Origin of the sequence: Candidatus Symbiopectobacterium sp. NZEC127 (assembly GCF_025962675.1) — a bacterium.
GTDB lineage: Bacteria > Pseudomonadota > Gammaproteobacteria > Enterobacterales > Enterobacteriaceae > Symbiopectobacterium.
In genome coordinates, this window is the sequence record NZ_JAGFPG010000003.1 from 372,097 (window position 1) to 393,522 (window position 21,426).

The following is a 21,426-nucleotide window of genomic DNA, read 5'->3' on the forward strand; positions in this document are numbered from 1 at the left end:
GTGCAGGACGTATTGATCCACGCCGCAGAGGGAGGATAACGCGTGAAAAAAAACTGGCTGGTCGCAGGGATCCTGTTGCCGTTTTTTGCCGTCTTTTTTGCGTTCCAGATAGCGCCGCTTATCTGGATCCTGGTGAACAGTTTTTACAGCCAAACCGAAGAGGCGTGGGGGCTGGCGAACTATAGCGATATCCTTTCCTCGCCGTTTTACCTTCAGGCGATCCGTTTTTCGCTGGATATCTCGTTTTGGTCCAGCTTCTACGGCGTGATCATCGCTCTGATTGGCGGCTACTCGCTGCGCCAGTTGGGGACGGGGCGTTTGCAGCGCTTCGTGTTGTCATTTGCCAATATGACCAGCAACTTCGCGGGCGTTCCGCTGGCCTTTGCCTTCGTGATTATGGTGGGGCTGAACGGTTTTTTTACCTTATTACTGAAAAAATATGGCGTGATCGACGGGTTCAACATCTACTCCCGCGACGGCTTGATCCTGATATATACCTATTTTCAAATCCCGCTGGGAATATTGCTGCTCTATCCCGCTTTTGACGGGCTGCGCACGGAGTGGCAAGAGTCGGCGGCGCTGCTGGGCGCACCGCGCTGGCGCTTCTGGCTGCACATCGGCATTCCGGTGCTGATGCCCGCGTTGCTCGGTACCTTTGTTATCCTGCTTGCCAATGCGCTCGGGGCTTACGCCACCATTTACGCGCTCACCACGGGTAACTTCAACGTGGTGCCGATACGTATTGCCGCGCTGGTTGCCGGGGACATCACCCTCGATCCCAATCTTGGCAGCGCGCTTTCCGTGCTGCTGGTGCTGCTGATGGCGCTGATCACCGTTGTGCATCAGTGGTTGTTGCGTCGGAGCTATCTCCATGCCGCGCCCTAATCCCCTGACCGGAGGCTGCCATGTCATCCATTGAACGGCGCTACCATCAGACGGTGGTCTTACTGGTGCTGCTGATTCTGCTGCTGCCGCTGCTCGCGACCTTGGGCTATGCGCTGGCGACAGAGTGGGGAGCCACCATTTTGCCCAACGGCGTGACGCTGAAGTGGTTTATTGCCCTGTGGGGCGATAGCCGGTTTTTGGTGGCGCTGGGCCATTCGCTGCTGATTTGCTTTGGCGCACTGCTGTTTTCGCTGCTGCTGGTGTTACCCGCGATGTTTGTCATCGCCTGGCGGTTTCCGCGTTTGGATGGAGTCATGAACGTGCTGATTTTGCTGCCGTTCTCGGTGCCCCCGGTGGTCTCTTCCGTGGGATTGTTGCAGCTCTATTCCTCTGGTCCGCTCGCCATTACCGGCACGCCCTGGATTCTGATCGGCTGTTACTTTGCTATCGCGCTACCCTTTATCTATCGCGCCATCTCCAACAACATTCAGGCGATTAACCTCAAAGAGCTGCTCGATGCGGCGCATTTGCTGGGTGCCAGCACCTGGCAGGCGGCGCTGTGGGTGGTGCTGCCTAATCTGCGTAAAGGCGTGATGATCGCGGTGTTGCTCTCGTTTTCTTTCCTGATTGGCGAGTTCGTGTTTGCCAACCTGCTGGTTGGCACCCGCTTTGAAACGTTGCAGGTGTATCTCTACAACAAGCGTAATGACAGCGGGCACTTTACCAGTGCGCTGGTGATCTCCTATTTCTTCGTCGTGCTGCTGGTGACCTGGCTGGCTAATTTTCTTAACCGGGAGAAATCCTGATATGTCCTATCTTGATGTCAAACAGCTCAATAAACACTACGGGCCGACCAAGGTGTTCCACAATATCGATTTCTCGGCGTCGGAAGGGGAGTTCGTTACCCTGTTGGGGCCGAGTGGCTGCGGCAAATCGACGCTGTTGCGTTGTCTGGCAGGCCTGACGCCCGTGGACAGCGGGCAGATCCTGCTACAGGGACAGGATATCGTGCCGGTGTCTCCACAAAAGCGCGGCATTGGCATGGTGTTCCAGAACTATGCGCTGTTCCCCAACATGACGGCAGAAGGTAACGTGGCTTTCGGGTTAAAGATGCAAAAACTTGGTGCGGGGGAAATTCGCCAGCGGGTGGCCGAGGTGCTGGCGCTGGTCGAGCTGAATGAGTTTGCCCACCGTTATCCGCACCAGCTTTCCGGCGGCCAGTGTCAGCGCGTGGCGCTGGCGCGCTCGTTGGTCACGCGACCGCGTTTGCTGTTACTGGATGAGCCGCTCTCCGCGTTGGATGCGCGTATTCGCCGCCACCTGCGCGAACAAATCCGTCGCATTCAGCGTGAGTTGAACCTGACGGCGATTTTTGTTACCCACGATCAGGAAGAGGCGCTGACGCTCTCCGATCGTATCGTGCTGATGAACAACGGGGAGATCGTGCAGGATGGCGATGCGGTATCGCTGTATACCCAGCCTGCCAACCTGTTTGCCGCCAGCTTTATCGGTAGCTATAACCTGCTGAGTGCCGCGCAGGCGCAACAGTTGACGGGAGAACACTTCACCGGTCAGGTGGCACTTCGCCCTGAATCCATCACGCTGGGTGCGCCTGAACAGGGCATCACCGGGGAGATCCTTAACCACAGCCTGCTAGGTAACGTGGTGCGATACCGGGTAGTGGTTAACGGCGTAGAGCTGGCTGTGGATGTACTCAACCGTGCACCGAGCGATCTGTACCGCACGGGCAGTGTGGTGGGGGTGCATATTACCGCCGATGCGCTGCGTGAGGTGGCCTAGCTAATCCATATCATGGATGAATAGGATATGCGAAAACCGATATTTGTTTAAATCGTTGCTGCCCGTTACCGTGTGGTCATTGCTCCCCTTTTGTTGCACGGAAACCCTATGCCGCACGATCTGAATGACCTCACCCACGCGCTTAACGCACATAGCCTGCGCGAATTACCCGCTCGTTTTGGATGCCCGGTGTGGGCCTATGATGCGCACACCATCGTGGCGCGTATCGCACAACTGCGTCAGTTTGACACCATCCGTTTCGCGCAGAAAGCCTGTTCCAACACCCATATTCTGCGTCTGATGCGCGCACAAGGTGTAAAGGTGGATTCGGTATCGCTGGGAGAAATTGAGCGCGCTTTGGTGGCGGGGTTTGTGCCGGGTACGGCAGATCACGAGATTGTGTTCACCGCTGACATGCTGGATGCGCCGACGCTGGCGCGTGTGGTGGAGCTGAATATTCCGGTTAATGCCGGTTCAGTGGATATGCTGGCGCAGTTGGGGGCAGCCCAGCCCGGTCACCCAGTGTGGTTGCGCGTCAATCCGGGATTTGGTCATGGCCACAGCCAGAAAACCAACACCGGCGGTGAGAACAGCAAACACGGCATCTGGTATGCCGATTTACCGCTGGCGCTGGCACACATCCAACGCTACTCCCTGAAGCTGGTTGGCATTCATATGCATATCGGTTCCGGCGTGGACTACGGCCATCTGGAGCAAGTGTGTGATGCCATGGTGCGTCAGGTGGTTGAGTTTGGTCAGGATGTTGAAGCCATTTCCGCAGGCGGCGGGCTTTCCATTCCCTATCGCGCGGGTGAACCGGTTATCGATACCGAGCACTACTTTGGCCTGTGGCACGGAGCGCGTCAGCGTATTGAGACGCACCTTGGTCACCCGGTGACGCTGGAAATCGAACCGGGACGTTTTCTGGTGGCGGAGTCTGGCGTGTTGGTTGCACAGGTGCGTGCCGTCAAAAACATGGGTAGCCGCCACTTCGTGTTGGTGGACGCCGGGTTTAACGACCTAATGCGCCCCGCCATGTACGGCAGCTATCACCATATCTCGCTGCTGCCAGCAGATGAGCGTTCTCTTGCTGGCGCACCGTTGCGCGATACCGTAGTGGCTGGGCCCTTGTGTGAATCCGGTGATGTGTTTACGCAACAGGCTGGCGGCGGTGTGGAAACGGTGGCGTTACCTGCGGTACAGGTCGGTGACTATCTGGTGTTCCACGACACCGGCGCTTACGGTGCCTCCATGTCCTCCAACTACAATAGCCGCCCGCTGCTGCCGGAAGTGCTGTTCGAAAACGGTGAAGCACGCCTGATTCGCCGCCGCCAAACCATCGAGGAATTGTTGGCGCTCGAGGCGCTGTAACCACGTGGTATTGAGGTCTCGATGACGCCACGCTAAGCCGCAGGAATGCGGCCCAGACCGCTGACGAAGTTCGTTGTTAGGTGAAGTGCGGCGATGGGGTCGTAGCGGCGTAAGCCGCCGGAGCGCCCCTCGTCGTGATTCGCCGGGAAACCCGGACATACCGAAAAGGAATTTCAGCCGCAGGAATGCGGCTCTTCTCCCCCCGCAATGTGATAAACCTCTCGCTTTCTTGTTCTGCAACACAAAAATATTTATACAAATGCCCAATTTTTTCGTGTTACGACACATAGGTTATTTTATTGCCAAGTCATAGAATAATTCTCAATCCATAAGAGCATGTGATAAGGAATTATTTATCGATTCTGATTTTTTTCGAAAGAAAGCTATTTAGAACGGCGTAATTTATTACCGCATCAAATAATGCAGATTCCACCAGGAATGTATTTGCATTAGCACCCTATTGTCGAAGACATATAAAATATAAGAGGTCTCATTATGCATACCATAGAACCCTTGGCATGGTACGGGGCGTTGATTGGTCTTTTTATTGCCATTGCGCTCATCCTGAAAAAAATTAATCCGGTGTACTCCTTGTTCCTCGGCGCCATTCTCGGTGCCATGATCGGCGGTGGCAATCTTGAGCAGACTATCGGGCTGCTGACGTCTGGCACGCAGAGCGTGATGGGTACGGTAATCCGCGTACTGGCCGCCGGTGTACTGGCTGGCGTGATGATGGAATCGGGCGCGGCGGAAACCATCGCCCAGGCCATTGTGAGGAAGATGGGGGAGAGCAAAGCGATTTTAGCGCTGGCGCTGGCTACCATGATCATTACCGCAGTGGGGGTATTTATTCCCGTCGCAGTATTAATTGTCGCACCCATTGCGTTATCAGTAGGTAATAAAATGGGGATTTCCAAACTGGCATTATTACTGGCGCTTTCCGGCGGCGGTAAAGCGGGGAATATTATATCGCCAAACCCCAATACCATTGCCGCAGCAAACGGCTTTCACCTCAATTTAAGCGACGTGATGATCGCCGGTTTTATTCCTGCCGTATTCGGTTTGATTATTACTGTGGTTGTCGCTTCGATGTTGAAAAATAAAGGGATCATGGTAAGTGGTGAAGAAGCTGCCGCTGCCTACGGCACCCAGAGCGCGAAAAATGACAAAACCTACCCAACGCTGGGCAAGGCCATCGTCGCGCCAGCGGTTGCCGTTATCTTACTGATGATTAACCCGATTGGTTCCATTTTCCACATTAGTGCGCTGACCGCGTTCAAGCTGGATGCCATGTATGTACTGCCGATCGCCGGTATCGTCGGGCTGATTGCCATGGGGCAAAAGCACAAGGTGATTGCCTACACCGCATCAGGTCTGGAAAAAATGACCGCTACCGTGCTGATCCTGATTGGTGCTGGTGCGATTGCGGGCCTGATTGCCGCATCCAACCTGTCGGCCCAGGTGGTGCAACTGATTAATGTCATGGGCATTTCTGGCACCTTCCTGGCACCTATCTCCGGCATTTTGATGGCGGCGGCCACGGCTTCCACCTCCACCGGGACCATTCTGGCGACCGGCACCTTCGGTAACGCCATCGCCACTATCGGCATCGCGCCGATTGCCTCTGCGGTGATGGTACACACCGGAGCCACCGTGATCGACTCCTTGCCGCAGGGCAACTATTTCCACGTCACAGCACAGAGCATGAACATGACCATCAGACAGCGTATGGGCTTGCTGCCTTACGAAGCGATTGTCGGCGGCACCATGACCCTTGTCGCTACCGTGCTGTACGGCTTTATTCTTTAGTTTGAGGCAACCCACAATGAAAAACGAAACGTTTGTATTAGCGCCCGATTCATTTAAAGAGAGCATGACGGCGAAAGAAGTGTGTAACGCGATGGAAAAAGGGTTGCGTAAGGTATTCCCCGAAGCGAATTTCGTGCACGTTCCGATGGCGGATGGCGGTGAAGGCACCACCCAGTCGCTGATTGATGCCACCGAAGGCTCGTTGTATGCGTTAAACGCGACCGGACCGTTGGGAGAAACGGTTGAAGCCAGCTACGGCATCATGGGTAACGGCGAGATTGCCGTGATTGAAATGGCCTCTGCCAGCGGTATTCAATTCGTTAACCTCGACACCAAAAACCCGTTGGTGACCACCACCTACGGCACCGGTGAACTGATTCGTGCCTGCCTGGACAAAGGCATCAAGAAAATCATTCTGGGCATCGGTGGCAGCGCAACCAATGATGGCGGCGCAGGTATGGCAGAAGCGCTGGGTGTGCGTTTTTATGATGAAGCGGGCAACACGCTGCCGCGCGGTGGCGGCGCGCTGGATCGTTTGCACCATATCGATCTTTCCGGGTTGGATAGCCGTCTGGCACAGGTGGATATTCAGGTGGCCTGTGATGTTACCAACCCACTGTGCGGCGAGCAGGGTGCATCAGCGATTTTTGGTCCGCAGAAAGGAGCAACGCCGGAGATGGTCGCACAGCTGGATAACAATCTGGCGCACTACGCGGCGGTAATCCGCAATCAGTTGGGCAAAGAGATTGCCACTGTGCCGGGTGCCGGTGCGGCGGGCGGTCTGGGCGCAGGGCTGATGGCTTTCACCCAATGCACACTGCGTCGAGGCATTGATATTGTCGTCGAATTCAGCGGGTTGAGTGACAAACTGGTCGGTGCGGATTTCTGCTTTACCGGTGAAGGGCGTATCGATTACCAAACCAAGTTCGGTAAAACCCCTTACGGCGTTGCCAGAACTGCCAAAGCGCAGGGCGTACCGGTTATCGCGGTATCCGGCTGCGTTGGCGAAGGCGTTGAAGCGCTGTACGGCGAAGGCATCGACACCATTTTCGGCATTATTCCGCGTGCAGACAATATTGAAGCGCTGCTGAAAGATGGCCCGATTAATATGGAACGTGCGTGCGAGAATATTGGCCGCCTGTTGAAAAAAGCGGCAGCATAATTAAGCGCCAGTAATAAAAAGGGAAAGAAAATGACTGAAACACTTCGGCGCACCAAGATTGTTGCGACTCTCGGTCCGGCAACCGATCGCGATAATAACCTGGAAAAAATAATAAGTGCGGGTGCCAACGTAGTCCGTTTTAATTTCTCGCACGGTGCGGCAGATGATCATATTGCTCGTGCGGAACAGGTTCGCGCTATTGCCCAACGTTTGGGTAAATCAGTGGCTATTTTGGGCGATCTGCAAGGGCCGAAAATTCGGGTATCAACCTTTAAAGAAGGTAAAGTATTTCTGCATGTCGGAGATAGCTTTATTCTGGATGCCTTATTGGAAAAAGGACTGGGCGATAATACCCAGGTGGGTATCGATTATAAGGCGCTACCGCGTGATGTGGTGCCGGGCGATATTCTGCTGCTGGACGATGGCCGTATTCAACTGCGCGTGGTGCGCATTGACGGCGAAAAAATCATCACGGCTGTCACCGTGGGCGGAACCCTCTCCAATAACAAAGGCGTCAACAAGCTCGGCGGCGGGCTTTCAGCCGAAGCGCTGACGGAAAAAGACAAGGCAGATATTCTGCTGGCAGCCAGAATGAAGGTAGATTTTCTGGCGGTGTCGTTTCCACGCACCGGGGACGATTTACGCTATGCGCGTCGCTTGGCGCGCGAAGCGGGCTGTCAGGCCGCCATTGTTGCCAAGGTAGAGCGCGCGGAAACCGTTGCCACGCCAGAAAACATGGATGACATGATCCTGGCTGCGGACGTCATCATGGTGGCGCGCGGCGATTTGGGCGTAGAAATTGGTGACGCCGCGCTGGTGGGTGTTCAGAAACGCCTGATTCAGCGCTCGCGCCAGTTGAACCGCGTGGTGATCACCGCGACGCAAATGATGGAATCGATGATTTCCAGCCCGATGCCGACGCGTGCTGAGGTGATGGACGTCGCCAATGCGGTGCTGGACGGCACCGATGCCGTGATGCTATCGGCTGAAACCGCCGCAGGCAGCTATCCGGCGCAAGCGGTAGCGGCGATGGCGAACGTGTGTCTCGGCGCGGAACGCAGCCCGAGCATTACCACCTCGAAACACCGCCTCGACGTGCAGTTTACCAACGTTGAAGAGATGGCGTCGATGTCAGCAATGTATGCGGCTAACCACTTGCAGGGCGTCAAAGCCGTGATTGCGATGACGGAGTCGGGCCGTACTGCCCGCATGATGTCTCGCATTAGCTCCCGTTTACCGATTTATGCGCTATCGCGTCATGCCGAAACGTTGAATCAGGTCGCACTGTATCGCGGCGTTACGCCTCTGCCGTTTAACGGCCGTGCCGAAGGGCTGGGCGCGGCGCAGGATGCCATCGCACTGCTGAAAGCACGCGGTGCGATTGCGACCGGTGACAGCGTCATTCTGACGCAGGGCGACAGCGTCGGGCAAATTGGCAGCACCAATACCTGTCGTATTTGCGTCGTGGAATAAGTACGTGACGATCATCGCCGTCTGTGGGCTATGGCGGCGATGTATCGCACTAATTTCCCGTACCGAAATTCATGATTTATTTTTTTATCGCTGTTGAAGTCTTTATTTTTAAACAGGAATAAAAGACAAGGCACGTTATGAAATAAAGGTATTCGCCTTTCCCTTTATAATAATCGGGTTAGTCTAAATAACTTTATTAAATTACAAAAAGCAGTGGTTATTGATGTGGCGTATTTTCCCGTGGGGTATTTCCTGCTGGCGAAATATTTTTGCGCTGCACCAGGGGAATAGTAAATGACAGATTATGATTTCGACGCGAAATTAGCTTATTCGATCGTTGAACGCACCATGAAAATTATTGACTGTAATATCAACGTCATGGATGCCAGAGGCCGTATTATTGGCAGCGGCGATCGCGAACGTATTGGTGAAATTCACGAAGGGGCGCTATTGGCGCTCAGTCAACAGCGAGTGGTATCGATTGATGATGCCTCTATGCATACGCTGCACGGTGTCAGGCCCGGCCTGAACCTGCCGCTGCGGTTAAATAACCACATCGTCGGCGTGATTGGCCTGACCGGCGATCCCGATGGGCTGCTGCAATTTGGCGAACTGGTGTGCATGACAGCGGAAATGATGCTGGAACAAGCGCATTTGCTGCAACTGCTGGCGCAAAACAGCCGTTTGCGTGAAGAGCTGGTGTTGAGCATGGTGCGCAATGACAACTACTCTTCCACCATGCAAGAGTGGGCGCAGCGTTTGGGGGTCGATCTGACATTGCCGCGCGTCGCCATGGTGGTGGAGTTGGACAGCGGGCAGCTCGGTGTCAGTACCGCGATGAGTGAATTGCAGCAGTTGCAATCGCTGCTGATGGAAACCGGTAAAGATGACCTGATGGCGATAGTTTCACTCACCGAAATGGTGGTGCTGAAACCCGCTTATCTGCACGCCGAACGTTGGGAGCCCGAAGAGCACAAGCGTCGCATGGTACAGCTTTATCAGCGCTTGCAACAGGGCAGCCCGCTTAAAGTACGCCTGGCGCTGGGTAACTTTTTCCCGCAGGAAGGGGGCGTGGTGCGCTCTTACCACACGGCGAAAACCACCATCAGCGTAGGCAAACAGCGGATGCCGGACGTGCACTGCTTCTGCTATCAGGACATCAAGCTGCCAGTACTGCTCGATAGCCTGCGCGATGGCTGGCAAGCGGCAGAACTGGTAAGCCCGTTGCAGCGGCTAAAAGCCAACGACGGCAACGGGGTGTTTCGAAAAACACTGCATACCTGGTTTCGCCATAACCAGCAGGCCGGTGAAACAGCCAAAGCGCTGTTTATTCACAAAAATACCCTCGAATACCGCCTGCGGCGCATTGCTGAACTGACCGGGCTGAATCTGGCGAATTTTGAGGATCGTTTTCTGCTCTACGTGGCCGCACAGCTGGATCAAGACTAGCGCCGCGTAACGCTATGCCGCTCAGGCGGCACCGGCGACTTCTTGACGCAGCAGCACAATCTCTTCAGCCAGATCGCGACACAGCATCGCCGTCATCAAATGATCCTGGGCGTGTACCAGGATCAGGTTGACCGGAATCTTTCCTTGCCCCTCATCTTCCCCAATCAACTGCGTCTGGATCAGATGCGCGGCTCGCACGGCCTCCTGCGACGCGGCTAATGACGCAGTGGCGAGTTCCCACTTCTTCTGGCGTGCTGCCTGAATAGCCATCATGGCCTGTGAGCGCGCTTCTCCGGCATTGATGATCAACTCCATCACGGTGGTTTCCATCTCGATCGTCATTTCTATCCCCTTATGGTATGCCAAATGTTGCATGGATCATCATATTGGAATTCCAATATTGGTTTATGGGAGTATTGTCACAGAAAAATAACGCATATTGGTCGAATTTTGGTATGCCAAACGCACATGCGCGATGAGCGGTATGCATTCTGCGCGTAACGGCTATCTGGGGCACTGTCCCGCACTACACAACCATTGTGATGAGGTGCTGTTATGTCATTCAAGGACCAAGTGATTGACGCATTGGGTTCTTTTGCCAATAAGTTCAATAGCCTGCGTTATATTATGGCCATCAAGGCCTCGTTTATTACCCTGATGCCCGTGATTATCGTCGGTGCCTTTTCCGTGCTGATCTCCAACATGGTGCTCGATCCGAAAAACGGTTTGGCCAGTTTCGCGATGTTTTCTTTTTTGGCACCGCTCAAGCCCATCATGAGCGGGATCAACTACGCGACGCTCAATTTTCTGACCATTGGTGCGGTGTTTCTGATCGGGATCGAACTGGGGCGCATTAACGGCTCACGCAGCCTTTTCCCCGGTCTGCTGGCGGTGATCTGCCTGATTTCGATCACGCCCACCACCATCGATATCGTGGTTAATGGGCAAACGGTACCGGTAAAAGACGTGCTGGCGCGGCAGTTCTCAGATACCAAAAGTCTGTTTCTCGGCATGTTTATCGCCATCCTCTCGGTGGAGATCTACAGCAAGCTGGAAAAAATAGACCGGTTGCGCATCAAAATGCCGGACAGCGTGCCGCCTAACGTCGCGGCATCGTTTTCGGCGTTGCTCCCCGGCATCATCACCGTGACGTTTATTGCCACCCTCGGTTTCACCTTCCACGCCATTACCGGTATGCACCTGTATGACGCCATTTACAAAGTGGTGCAGCAGCCGCTGGAATCGGTGGTGCAGAGTCTGCCGGGACTGCTGGTGCTGATGTTCGTCGCGCAACTGTTCTGGGTTATCGGTATCCACGGTAACCAGATGATCAAACCGATCCGCGAACCGCTGCTGCTGGGGGCGATCGCGGTTAACATGACTGCGTTTGAGCAAGGGCAGGAGATCCCCAATATCATCACCATGCCGTTTTGGGACGTCTATATGAGTATAGGGGGTTCCGGCCTGACCATCGGACTTTTGCTGGCGGTGATGATTGCCTCTAAACGGCGGGAAATGAAAGAGATCGCCAAGATCTCCTTTGGTCCCTGCGTGTTTAATATCAATGAGCCGGTGATTTTTGGTATGCCGATCATGCTGAATCCGATCCTGGCGATTCCCTTTATCATCACGCCGTTAGTCACCGGCACCATCGGTTACTTTGCCACCAGCATGGGCTTTGCCGGCAAAGCGGTGGTGATGGTGCCCTGGACCACGCCGCCCATCATCAACGCTTGGCTCTCTACCGCCGGTTCCATGGGCGCGGTAGTCACTCAGTTGGTGTGCATTCTGACTGCCACCCTGATCTATCTGCCCTTTGTGCAGGTGGCGTCGCGCCGTGCCGATCTGGCGCAGCGGGAAGCGGAGCAGGCGGCACAGCAGGCTAACGCGGCGGGCAAATAACCAGAGTGAGGAGCTGAACAATGAGTAACGTCACTGTCACCATTCCCAAGGATTTTATTCTGGGGGCCGCGGCATCCGCCTGGCAAACCGAAGGGTGGAGCGGAAAGCGCGCCGGGCAGGATTCCTATCTGGACCTGTGGTACAAGCAGGATCGTCAGGTGTGGCATAACGGTTATGGTCCGGCGCGTGCCACCGAGTTTTATCACCGCTATCGCGAAGACATTGCGCTGATGAAACAGTGCGGATTGACGCACTACCGCACCTCGATCAACTGGTCGCGCTTTATGCTCGATTATGAGCAGGGCATCGTCGATGAAACCTATGCCGCCTATGTGGATAGCGTGATCGATGAACTGCTGCGGCAGGGGATTACCCCAATGCTGTGTCTGGAACACTACGAGCTGCCCGCTATTCTGATGGAGAAGTATCAGGGCTGGGCATCGAAGCAGGTGGTGGAGTGGTTTGTCACCTATGCGCAAGCGGTGTTTGCCCGTTATGCACACAAGGTGAAGCGCTGGTTTGTGTTTAATGAGCCGATTGTGGTGCAAACCCGTGTCTATCTGGACGCTGAGCGTTATCCGTATGAGCAGAACACCGGCACCTGGATGCAGTGGAATCATCACAAAAATCTGGCTACAGCGAAAGTCATCGCCTGCTTTCGAGCCAACGGCCACCATCGGGACGGTGGGCGTATCGGCACCATTCTCAACCCGGAAGTGACCTACCCGCGCTCCCACGCCGCGCACGACGTTGAGGCGGCGCGCCTGTACGATCTGTTCTTCAACCGCGTGTTTCTCGATCCGGCGGTGAAGGGCGAATATCCGGCGGAGCTGCTGGCGCTGCTGGAAAAACACCAGGTGCAATGGGACTATAACGATGATGAGCTGGCGGTCATCCGGGATAATCGGGTGGATGAACTGGGCATCAACCTTTATTTCCCACACCGGGTGAAAGCGCCAGAGCGGGCATGGCATCCCGATACCCCGTTTCATCCCGCCTACTACTATGAGCATTTTGCCTTGCCGGGACGCCGCATGAACCCCTCCCGAGGGTGGGAAATTCAGCCCAAAATCATTTATGACATGGCGCAGCGCATGACCAAGGAATACGGCAATATTCCCTGGTTTGTGGCGGAAAACGGCATGGGGGTGGAGAACGAGGCGCGCTTTAAAAACAGCGACGGCGTGATTCAGGATCACTACCGTATCGATTTTATTGCCGAACACCTCTACTGGACGCTGAAAGCGCGCGAAGAGGGGGCAAACTGTCAGGGCTATATGCTGTGGGCCTTTACCGATAACGTCTCCCCGATGAATGCGTTTAAAAATCGCTATGGCCTGATCGAAATCGATCTTGAGCAGGAGCGGGCGCGCCGACCCAAAGCCTCGGCAGGGTGGTTCCGGCAACTGCGCGACACGCGCACGCTCAACCTGATGTTGGATGATGAAGACAAATAACACCCAAGGAGATTTGCCATGAAACGTATCGTATTGGCCTGCTCGGCGGGCATGTCCACCTCGCTGGTGGTGACAAAAATGGAGAAAGAAGCGACGGCGCGCGGCTTGGAGCTGAAAATTTACGCCATTCCTGAACAAAATCTGCGTGAGGAACTGCAAGATTACGGTCAGGATATCATCGCGGTATTGCTGGGGCCGCAGGTTCGCTTCAAACTGGCAGAAAATCAAAAGTTGACTGACAGCTATCAGGTGCCAATTGCCGTGATCGACTCCGTCGCCTATGGCACATTAAATGGTGCCAAAGTGCTCGATCAGGCGCTGAGTTTGGTAAACTAGCCGCAATATCCTGACGCGCGGCGTGCCGCGCGTTGTTGTTAACCGGCGTGTTGTCGTGGTTTGGCACGGTGGCATCCGGTCAACGTGCGCGTTATCTGTTGGGCTGCGGTAGCTAGGGTGAAAGTGTGGCGAAAGATGTGGTTCTGCAAGAAAAGAAACAGTATCAGGAGATCGGCAGCGATCTGCGCGTGAAAATCCAGCAGGGAAAATTCCCGGTCGGGTCGCGCCTGCCGCCGGAAAGAAACATTGCTGAAACCTACGGCGTTAGCCGCACCATTGTGCGTGAAGCGCTGCTGATGTTGGAACTGGAAGGCACCGTCGATATTCGTCAGGGATCGGGCGTCTACGTGCTCTGCATCCCTGATGAGGAAACCGAAGAGAGCCAGGCGCATCACCGCATTGGTGCCTTTGAAATGTTGCAGGCGCGCCAACTGCTGGAGAGTAACATTGCGGCGTTTGCCGCGCGCATGGCAACCCGTGCCGATATTGAAAACCTGCGTGTGACGTTGGAAAAAGAGCAGGCGGCGATCGCGGCAAACGACTACCGCAGTGATTACGACAAACTGTTTCACCTGCAAATTGCCGGGGCGACGCAAAACCAGATGCTGCTGGAATCGGTCAGTCATATCTGGACCTGCCGTGACGACAATCCCCTGTGGCAACAGCTTTATGTTCACGTTGGCAAACACGGTTATCGTCTGAAATGGCTGGCAGATCACCAGACCATTCTGGCGGCGCTGCGCCGACGCGACGTACCGGGTGCTTATCAGGCGATGTGGGAGCATCTGGAAAACGTCAAAAGCACGCTGATGGCGATATCCGATGCGGATGCGCCAGAATTTGATGGTTATCTTTTTGATTCAGTGCCGATTTTTCAGGGAAAACTGGTCTGACTATTTATAGTGGGTGCTCGCGTTGCGCCCGTATCAGGATTGCAGGGTTATGGTTGAAATTGTTCCTTTAGCCTCCCATCCGCACCATCAGGTGCAGGTAACGGACTGGCTGTGGCAGGCGTTTGATCGCCACAATGGCCGTGAATTTTTCGCCAGTATTGTACAAAGCAGTATGCGGCAAGAAGGATTGCCCCTGACCTTTATCGCGCTGGATGACGGGAAACTGGTGGGCACCGTAGGGCTGTGGCTGTGCGATCTGCAAAGTCGCCAGGATCTCTCTCCGTGGCTGGCAGCGCTCTATATTGATGAAAACTATCGGGATAGGGGACTGGGTAAAGCGTTGCAACAGCACGTGTTGACCTATAGTCTTCACGCCGGTTTTTCATCCCTCTATCTGTATGCCACCTTTAGCGGCTACTACGAGAAAATGGGCTGGCACTATATCGGTGATGGTTTGGAATACCCGGCCAAACCGGTACGGCTCTATCATCAGGCGTTGGTGTAAACCCCCTGTCATTCCCGCGCACGCGGGAATCTCCTACAGAATAAACGCAGTTCTTCTGTCAGAGGTCCCCGGCCTACGCCGAGGACGACGAGGGGGGATAGGTTTTGTTATCAGTCTGAGCTCGCCCCGAGAGGCGAGCTGAGCCATGCATCACATCAGAACGATGTCCAATCGCCTTCTTTGTCTGCACCAGGTTTGCTGACGCCGAGCGCTGGCTTGAGCAGAAGTGCACTCGGTGCCGCCGCAGGCAGCGGTTTAGCCGCTAACGCGGCGTTGGTTTCCCGGTTGCTCAGGCGGAAAATGCTGACAGTACGCGCCAACTGTGCCGCCTGCTGTTGCAGCGACTGCGTTGCCGCCGAAGCCTCATTCACCAGCGCGGCGTTCTGATGGGTGGTGGTTTCCATCTGGTTAACGGCCACGTTCACCTGCTCAATCCCCAGGGTTTGTTCCTGACTGGCGGAGCTGATTTCACCAACCAGATCGCTCACCTGCCGCACACCGTTAACGATCCCGACAATCGATTCGCCCGCCTGTTCCACCAGACGATTACCGGCTTCCACCGTTTGTACGGAATGGTCGATCAGTTCCTTGATCTCTTTGGCGGCACCGGCACTGCGCTGCGCCAGATTACGCACTTCGCTGGCAACCACGGCAAAACCGCGACCCTGTTCACCGGCGCGGGCCGCTTCTACCGCTGCGTTCAGTGCCAGAATGTTGGTTTGGAAGGCGATGCTGTCAATCACGCCAATGATATCAACGATTTTTTTCGATGATGCATCGATAGCGCCCATGGTTTTCACCACGTCCGTCACCAACTGCCCACCCGCTTGTGCCTGACCGGCGGTGGATTGCGCCAGGTGGTTAGCCTGTTTGGCGTTGTCGGCGTTTTGACGCACGGTGGAGGCCAGTTGTTCAATGGACGCTGCCGTCTCTTGCAACGCACTGGCTTGCTCTTCGGTACGGCTGGAGAGATCGATATTGCCCGCCGCCAGTTGCCCCGACGCCCCGGCAATCGATTCAGACCCTTCACGCACTTCACCCACGATGTTACGCAGACGCTGGGTCATGTTGTGCAGGGCGTGCAGCAGTTGCGCGGCTTCATCGCGCCCTTCCGGTCGGACGTCATGGGTTAAGTCGCCATCGGCTACCGCTTGTGTCGCCTGCACGGCACGCTCTAACGGATGCACAATACTGCGCGTTAATACCCAGGCAATCAGCACGCCGATCACGGCAATCAGCAGACCGATAACCCCGAGAAACAGATAGCCATTGCGTGCGCTGCTGTCGATGGCTTTCCCCATCTCATCGATAGCACTGCGTTGGTGCTCGCTCAACGCCTCTACGCTAGCCAGATAGCCGCGCGATGCGGACATAAATTCATTTTCGAACAGTTGCTTGGCCTGTTCCATATTACCGGCCTTTTTGGCGGCGGTGATGGCGTTACGTTTATCCAGATAGCGCTGACGGAATTCCCCGAGCTTATCGAACAGGGCTTTCTCTTCGGGCGTGGAAATCAGGCTGGCAAAGGCATCCTGACGTTTGGTGCTCTCTTTGCTCGCGGCGACATTCTCCGCCTCGAACAGTTTTGCCAGCGCCGGATCGTCACTCATCGCAACGGCCATACTACGCTGTACGCCTGCCACCAGCGCGCCGTGCCAGTCTGCGGCCAGACGCTCTTTCTGCAACGGTGCCTGCATCATCCATGCGGTACTGCTTGAGATTTGTTTCAGTTGGTATACCCCGGAGACCAACATGACCAGAGAAAAAAGGATCAGCAAGCCGAATCCCCCAGCAAGCCTGGTGCCAATCTTATAATTCTTCATTATTTTCCATAACCTTTATACGATTTCGTAAACTTGCCCGATGCAAGCGTGATTGATAGTAGCGCGTGAGTGGGAAACAATTCCGTTGAAAAAAGCGCCTAAATACACGTTATTTGTGTGGTTATTTGTTCCTGTAAAATGCAGTGCTGTTTTCCCTGACGAGGACAACTGCATCCAGAAATCCACCGAGCAACGCTAAATAGCTATCGGCAAGCAGGGCCGCTCAGCGTGAGATGTAGATCACGTTTCAGGCCGGAAGGGGATTTTTATCACAATATGGGAGGCTGACTTTACATGACTCGGCAGAAATTTACAGTTGGTTGCACTTAGAGCAGAACTCTTGCGATTGTCCACTGGCCTCATCAAGGGTGAGTCTCTAGAGTAGTCCATCCCAGAGGTATTGATTGGTGGTAAATCGATGGACTCTGTCGAGTGAATCGCAGAAGTACATTGAACCATGAAATTGCACCAACCTACGCGGATGCGTAGGTTTTTTTTTGCCTGTCGTTTGCTCCCCGCCTTTCCCATTTTCTCTCGTTATTTCTGCATCATGCGTGTGGCACTGTTGCCCTGACACTCGTCTGCTAGCTATAGTAGTTTGAATGTCCCGCCGTTTTTATGTGGTCGTTTAACTGTGAAGGGCCAGCCTGCTTCCGGCACGCTGATGGCCTGACTATGGGAGAAGGAATGATATACACCCTGCTGCGTTGGCTGTTCCAGCGCCTGTATCGCGTACGGATTGAAGGCGATAGTGCGGTATTTAAACAATCAAAACTGCTGATTACGCCAAATCACCAGTCATTTTTAGACGGTGTGCTGTTGGCGCTGTTTTTGCCGATTAAGCCGGTGTTTGCTGTCTATTCCAGCATCAGCGATCGCTGGTTTATGCGTTTCCTGAAACCCTATATCGATTTTGTGCCACTCGATCCCACCAAACCGTTGGCGATCAAAGGGCTTATCAAAGTGATTGAGCAGGGCCGCCCGGTGGTGGTGTTTCCCGAAGGGCGTATCACCGTGACCGGCTCCCTGATGAAAATCTACAGCGGTGCTGCCTTTGTCGCGGCAAAATCGGGCGCTACGCTGGTGCCGGTGCGCATTGAAGGCATTGCGTTCAGCCCGTTTGGTCGCCTTAAAGGTACGTTTAAGCAGCGCCTTTTCCCTCAGGTTACCCTCTCTTATTTGCCGCCGACCACATTACCGATGCCGGTAGCGGGCAGCGCGCGCGAACGGCGCGAGCTGGCGGGTGAGCACCTGCACCGCATCATGATGGCTGCGCGTATGGAAACGCGCCCGCGCCAGACGCTGTATCAGGCATTTCTCTGTGCCTGTCAGCGCTATGGCTACAGCTCGCCGTCCATCGCGGATATCGCCTTCAGTGAAGACAGTTATCAAGGGCTGCTGAAAAAATCCCTCGGCGTTGGCCGCATCCTGCAACGTTTTACCCGGGAGAAAGAGCACGTCGGCCTGCTGCTGCCCAATGCTACGGTGACGGCGGCGGCCATTCTTGGTGCCTCGCTGCGCGCTCGCGTGCCTGCCATGCTGAACTACACGGCGGGGGCAAAAGGGATTAAGAGCGCCATGCTGGCGGCGGAAATCAAAACCATCGTCACCTCGCGTCAGTTTCTGGAAAAAGGGAAACTGACCCACCTGCCGGAGCAGGTGAAAGAGGCCAACTGGGTGTATCTGGAAGATTTGAAGGGTACGGTGACCCTGGCCGACAAAGCGTGGATTTTATTCCACCTGCTGTTTCCGGTGCGCGCCATGGTGCCGCATCAGCCAGACGATGCCGCGATGATCCTGTTCACCTCCGGCTCCGAAGGCAACCCGAAAGGCGTGGTGCACTCTCACACCAGCCTGTTGGCGAACGTCGAGCAGATTCGCACCGTGGCGGATTTTACCCCGCGCGATCGCTTTATGTCGGCGCTGCCGCTGTTCCATGCCTTTGGCTTGACCGTGGGATTGTTTACGCCGCTGCTGACCGGCGCGCGCGTTTTCCTTTACCCCAGTCCGCTGCATTACCGCATCGTTCCTGAGCTGGTTTACGATCAGAATTGTACCGTGCTGTTTGGCACCTCCACCTTCCTTGGACACTACGCGCGCGTGGCGCATCCTTATGATTTTGCTCGCTTACGCTACGTGGTTGCCGGCGCTGAGAAGCTGTCTGAGAACGTGCGTAACGTCTGGCAGGATAAATTCGGTATCCGCATCCTTGAAGGCTATGGCGTTACCGAATGTGCGCCGGTGGTGGCGATTAACGTTCCGATGGCCGCAAAGGTGCATACCGTAGGGCGCTTGCTGCCAGAGATTGAATCCCGGTTGATTCCGGTGCCGGGCATCGAACGCGGTGGTCGGTTGCAATTGCGTGGCCCCAATGTGATGAAGGGATATCTGCGGGTAGAAAATCCCGGCGTGCTGGAGCGCCCGGTGGCGGAAAACGCCGACGGCGAGCGGCAAGAGGGATGGTATGACACCGGTGATATTGTCGATTTGGATGCGCAGGGCTTTTGTACCATCGTGGGCCGGGTGAAGCGCTTTGCCAAGCTGGCCGGAGAAATGGTGTCGCTGGAGAGCGTGGAGCAGTTGGCGCAGCAAGTCTCTGCGGATAAACAACACGCTGCCAGCGCGAAAAGCGACAGCAGCAAAGGGGAAGCGCTGGTGCTGTTTACCACTGACAGTACGCTGACGCGTGAGCGTTTGCTGGCGCAGGCGCGCAGCAGCGGCGTGCCGGAACTGGCGGTACCGCGTGATATTCGCGTGCTGAAAGCGCTGCCTCTGCTGGGCAGCGGCAAGCCGGATTTCGTCACGCTGCGCCAGATGGCAGAGCAACCGGAGGGCGCAGAATGAGTACGCCGGAAGGTGCCATGCCGCCGCTGCTGTCGCGCAGCATGAATGCGGTCATCGTTGCGCAGTTTTTCTCTGCGTTTGGTGATAATGCGCTGCTGTTTGCCACGCTGGCGCTGATCAAATCGTTGCTCTATCCCGAATGGAGCCAGCCGGTGCTGCAAATGGGATTTGTGGCGGCCTATATCGTACTGGCCCCTTTTGTCGGGCAAGTGGCCGACAGCTTTGCCAAAGGGCGGGTGATGATGTTCGCCAACGCCTTGAAGTTGTTAGGAGCCCTGGCAATCTGCGTGGGAGGCAATCCCTTTCTGGGCTACGCGTTGGTTGGCGTCGGGGCGGCGGCTTACTCACCGGCCAAATACGGCATTCTCGGCGAGATCACCCACGGCGATCAGTTGGTGAAAGCCAACGGACTGATGGAAGCCTCGACCATTGCGGCCATTCTCATTGGTTCGGTCGCTGGCGGTGTGTTGGCTGACTGGAATCTGTATCTGGCGTTGGGTGCCTGTGCGTTGGCCTATGGCATTGCGCTGGCGGCGAACCTGATGATCCCACGCCTGAACGCGGCGCGACCGGGCACCTCCTGGCACCCGAAGCGCATGGCGCAAGGCTTCTTCTCCGCGGCGATCACGCTGTGGCGTGACGGTGATGCCAGACTTTCTTTGATTGGCACCAGCCTGTTTTGGGGCGCAGGCGTGACGCTGCGCTTCCTGCTGGTGCTGTGGGTGCCACTGGCGCTCGGTATTACCGATAACGCTACGCCGACGCTACTCAATGCCATGGTGGCGGTGGGGATTGTGTTAGGTGCGGCGCTGGCGGCCAAATTGATTACGCTGAAAACCGTGCGCCGTTGCCTGCCTGCCGGGGTGCTGATCGGCGTCGCGGTGGTCTTTTTTACCTTGCAGACCAATTTGATTGGCGCCTATGGCCTGTTGGTGATTATCGGCGCGCTGGGGGGCTTTTTTATCGTGCCGCTTAATGCGCTGTTGCAGGAACGTGGACGTATCAGCGTCGGGGCCGGTAACGCTATTGCGGTACAAAATTTGGGTGAAAACACCGCGATGCTGCTGATGCTCGGCCTCTACTCGCTGGTGGTGAAACTGGGGGTTCCGGTGCTCGGCATTGGCGTTGGGTTTGGCGTATTATTTGCCTTAAGTATTGTGGTGCTGTGGGTGACGACGGCGCGTGCGCGACGTTTAATCGGTGGGGCGAAGGAATAGATAACATGGCGGTAATGGCACAGGAAATGAAAATGAACCTGATTTGGCACGATTGGTGTGCCAAGGATCTGAATCTGTATGCGCTGTATGACATTCTGGCGTTACGCAATCAGGTGTTTGTGGTTGAGCAGAACTGCCCGTATCAGGATATTGACGGACAAGATCTGGTGGACAGCCATCGCCATGTGGCCGCGTATCATCAAGGAAAAATGGTGGCCTACGCTCGGTTGCTGGCCCCCAAGACGGCAAAAGACAGCGTGAAGATTGGGCGCGTTATCGTTGCACCCAGCGCGCGCGGGCAGCATGTGGGACACCTGCTGATGGAGCATGTACTGGCGGTTTGCGCGCGTCACTGGGCTGACAAGCCGCAATTCCTCTCGGCGCAGGCCCACTTACAGCACTTTTACGGCAGCTTTGGCTTTACGCCTTGCAGTGAAGTGTACGATGAGGATGGGATCCCCCACATTGATATGCAATCGCCGCATTAAACTTCTTTTCTG

Annotated in this window: 18 protein-coding genes; 16 read left to right on the forward strand and 2 right to left on the reverse strand. The window is 55.4% G+C overall.

Annotated elements, in window-relative coordinates; genetic code table 11:
- Positions 1–42: 42 nt before the first annotated feature.
- From J5069_RS15065 to J5069_RS15100, 8 genes are all read left to right on the forward strand, one after another.
- Positions 43–885 carry an ABC transporter permease gene (locus J5069_RS15065; RefSeq protein ID WP_264644650.1) on the forward strand — a complete coding sequence of 281 codons (843 nt, stop codon included), beginning with the start codon at positions 43–45 and terminating at the stop codon, positions 883–885.
- A 20-nt stretch (positions 886–905) separates the two neighbouring features.
- Positions 906–1,691 (forward strand): ABC transporter permease, encoded by a 786-nt coding sequence (locus J5069_RS15070; RefSeq protein WP_264644652.1) that lies wholly within the window; start codon positions 906–908, stop codon positions 1,689–1,691.
- A gap of 1 nt (position 1,692) precedes the next feature.
- On the forward strand, positions 1,693–2,685 hold the full coding sequence (locus J5069_RS15075; RefSeq protein WP_264644653.1) for an ABC transporter ATP-binding protein: 993 nt from the start codon (positions 1,693–1,695) through the stop codon (positions 2,683–2,685).
- Between the two features lie 108 nt (positions 2,686–2,793).
- Complete coding sequence (gene lysA / locus J5069_RS15080) at positions 2,794–4,056, forward strand: diaminopimelate decarboxylase (RefSeq protein WP_264644654.1); 1,263 nt, start codon at positions 2,794–2,796, stop codon at positions 4,054–4,056.
- Positions 4,057–4,551: 495 nt separating this feature from the next.
- Entirely contained in the window at positions 4,552–5,865 is a 1,314-nt protein-coding gene (locus J5069_RS15085; protein WP_264644655.1) for a GntP family permease, read from the forward strand.
- A gap of 16 nt (positions 5,866–5,881) precedes the next feature.
- Positions 5,882–7,027: a glycerate kinase gene (locus tag J5069_RS15090; RefSeq protein WP_264644656.1), complete on the forward strand. Its 1,146-nt coding sequence runs from the start codon at positions 5,882–5,884 to the stop codon at positions 7,025–7,027.
- Between the two features lie 30 nt (positions 7,028–7,057).
- Entirely contained in the window at positions 7,058–8,500 is a 1,443-nt protein-coding gene (gene pyk, locus J5069_RS15095; RefSeq protein WP_264644657.1) for a pyruvate kinase, read from the forward strand.
- Positions 8,501–8,794: 294 nt separating this feature from the next.
- Entirely contained in the window at positions 8,795–9,949 is a 1,155-nt protein-coding gene (locus J5069_RS15100) for a CdaR family transcriptional regulator (protein ID WP_264644658.1), read from the forward strand.
- Positions 9,950–9,970: 21 nt separating this feature from the next.
- On the opposite strand, the gene J5069_RS15105 is transcribed toward J5069_RS15100, so the two are convergent.
- On the reverse strand, positions 9,971–10,291 hold the full coding sequence (locus J5069_RS15105; protein ID WP_264644659.1) for a PTS lactose/cellobiose transporter subunit IIA: 321 nt from the start codon (positions 10,289–10,291) through the stop codon (positions 9,971–9,973).
- Between the two features lie 213 nt (positions 10,292–10,504).
- Between J5069_RS15105 and J5069_RS15110 the strand changes: the two genes are divergently transcribed.
- From J5069_RS15110 to J5069_RS15130, 5 genes are all read left to right on the forward strand, one after another.
- Positions 10,505–11,851, forward strand: a complete 1,347-nt coding sequence (locus J5069_RS15110; protein ID WP_264644660.1) for a PTS sugar transporter subunit IIC — start codon at positions 10,505–10,507, stop codon at positions 11,849–11,851.
- 20 nt (positions 11,852–11,871) lie between these two features.
- Complete coding sequence (locus J5069_RS15115; RefSeq protein WP_264644661.1) at positions 11,872–13,308, forward strand: glycoside hydrolase family 1 protein; 1,437 nt, start codon at positions 11,872–11,874, stop codon at positions 13,306–13,308.
- An 18-nt stretch (positions 13,309–13,326) separates the two neighbouring features.
- Positions 13,327–13,644: a PTS sugar transporter subunit IIB gene (locus J5069_RS15120; protein WP_264624717.1), complete on the forward strand. Its 318-nt coding sequence runs from the start codon at positions 13,327–13,329 to the stop codon at positions 13,642–13,644.
- 125 nt (positions 13,645–13,769) lie between these two features.
- On the forward strand, positions 13,770–14,537 hold the full coding sequence (locus J5069_RS15125) for an FCD domain-containing protein (RefSeq protein ID WP_264644662.1): 768 nt from the start codon (positions 13,770–13,772) through the stop codon (positions 14,535–14,537).
- Positions 14,538–14,586: 49 nt separating this feature from the next.
- Entirely contained in the window at positions 14,587–15,042 is a 456-nt protein-coding gene (locus J5069_RS15130; RefSeq protein ID WP_264644663.1) for a GNAT family N-acetyltransferase, read from the forward strand.
- A 155-nt stretch (positions 15,043–15,197) separates the two neighbouring features.
- Here J5069_RS15130 and J5069_RS15135 read toward each other — a convergent pair whose 3' ends face one another.
- The gene (locus tag J5069_RS15135) at positions 15,198–16,865 is read right to left on the reverse strand and encodes a methyl-accepting chemotaxis protein (RefSeq protein ID WP_264644664.1); all 1,668 of its coding nucleotides are present in this window, start codon (positions 16,863–16,865) and stop codon (positions 15,198–15,200) included.
- A gap of 687 nt (positions 16,866–17,552) precedes the next feature.
- On the opposite strand from J5069_RS15135, the gene aas reads away from it, so the two are divergent.
- From aas to J5069_RS15150, 3 genes are read left to right on the forward strand one after another with little or no spacing between them, the layout of a single operon-like run.
- Positions 17,553–19,709: a bifunctional acyl-ACP--phospholipid O-acyltransferase/long-chain-fatty-acid--ACP ligase gene (aas, locus tag J5069_RS15140; RefSeq protein WP_264644665.1), complete on the forward strand. Its 2,157-nt coding sequence runs from the start codon at positions 17,553–17,555 to the stop codon at positions 19,707–19,709.
- On the forward strand, positions 19,706–20,926 hold the full coding sequence (lplT, locus tag J5069_RS15145; RefSeq protein ID WP_264644666.1) for a lysophospholipid transporter LplT: 1,221 nt from the start codon (positions 19,706–19,708) through the stop codon (positions 20,924–20,926). Before aas ends, lplT begins: the two co-directional genes overlap by 4 nt.
- 32 nt (positions 20,927–20,958) lie before the next feature.
- Positions 20,959–21,414 (forward strand): GNAT family N-acetyltransferase, encoded by a 456-nt coding sequence (locus tag J5069_RS15150; protein ID WP_264644775.1) that lies wholly within the window; start codon positions 20,959–20,961, stop codon positions 21,412–21,414.
- The last annotated feature ends 12 nt before the right edge of the window (positions 21,415–21,426 follow it).

Excerpts from the sequence above, each read along its gene's own strand:
- J5069_RS15070 (WP_264644652.1), top strand. The coding sequence starts at position 906 with ATGTCATCCATTGAACGGCGCTACCATCAGACGGTGGTCTTACTGGTG.
- J5069_RS15075 (WP_264644653.1), top strand. The coding sequence starts at position 1,693 with ATGTCCTATCTTGATGTCAAACAGCTCAATAAACACTACGGGCCGACC.
- lysA (WP_264644654.1), top strand. The coding sequence starts at position 2,794 with ATGCCGCACGATCTGAATGACCTCACCCACGCGCTTAACGCACATAGC.
- J5069_RS15085 (WP_264644655.1), top strand. The coding sequence starts at position 4,552 with ATGCATACCATAGAACCCTTGGCATGGTACGGGGCGTTGATTGGTCTT.
- J5069_RS15090 (WP_264644656.1), top strand. The coding sequence starts at position 5,882 with ATGAAAAACGAAACGTTTGTATTAGCGCCCGATTCATTTAAAGAGAGC.
- pyk (WP_264644657.1), top strand. The coding sequence starts at position 7,058 with ATGACTGAAACACTTCGGCGCACCAAGATTGTTGCGACTCTCGGTCCG.
- J5069_RS15100 (WP_264644658.1), top strand. The coding sequence starts at position 8,795 with ATGACAGATTATGATTTCGACGCGAAATTAGCTTATTCGATCGTTGAA.
- J5069_RS15105 (WP_264644659.1), bottom strand. The coding sequence starts at position 10,291 with ATGACGATCGAGATGGAAACCACCGTGATGGAGTTGATCATCAATGCC.
- J5069_RS15110 (WP_264644660.1), top strand. The coding sequence starts at position 10,505 with ATGTCATTCAAGGACCAAGTGATTGACGCATTGGGTTCTTTTGCCAAT.
- J5069_RS15115 (WP_264644661.1), top strand. The coding sequence starts at position 11,872 with ATGAGTAACGTCACTGTCACCATTCCCAAGGATTTTATTCTGGGGGCC.
- J5069_RS15120 (WP_264624717.1), top strand. The coding sequence starts at position 13,327 with ATGAAACGTATCGTATTGGCCTGCTCGGCGGGCATGTCCACCTCGCTG.
- J5069_RS15130 (WP_264644663.1), top strand. The coding sequence starts at position 14,587 with ATGGTTGAAATTGTTCCTTTAGCCTCCCATCCGCACCATCAGGTGCAG.
- J5069_RS15135 (WP_264644664.1), bottom strand. The coding sequence starts at position 16,865 with ATGAAGAATTATAAGATTGGCACCAGGCTTGCTGGGGGATTCGGCTTG.
- aas (WP_264644665.1), top strand. The coding sequence starts at position 17,553 with ATGATATACACCCTGCTGCGTTGGCTGTTCCAGCGCCTGTATCGCGTA.
- lplT (WP_264644666.1), top strand. The coding sequence starts at position 19,706 with ATGAGTACGCCGGAAGGTGCCATGCCGCCGCTGCTGTCGCGCAGCATG.
- J5069_RS15150 (WP_264644775.1), top strand. The coding sequence starts at position 20,959 with ATGAACCTGATTTGGCACGATTGGTGTGCCAAGGATCTGAATCTGTAT.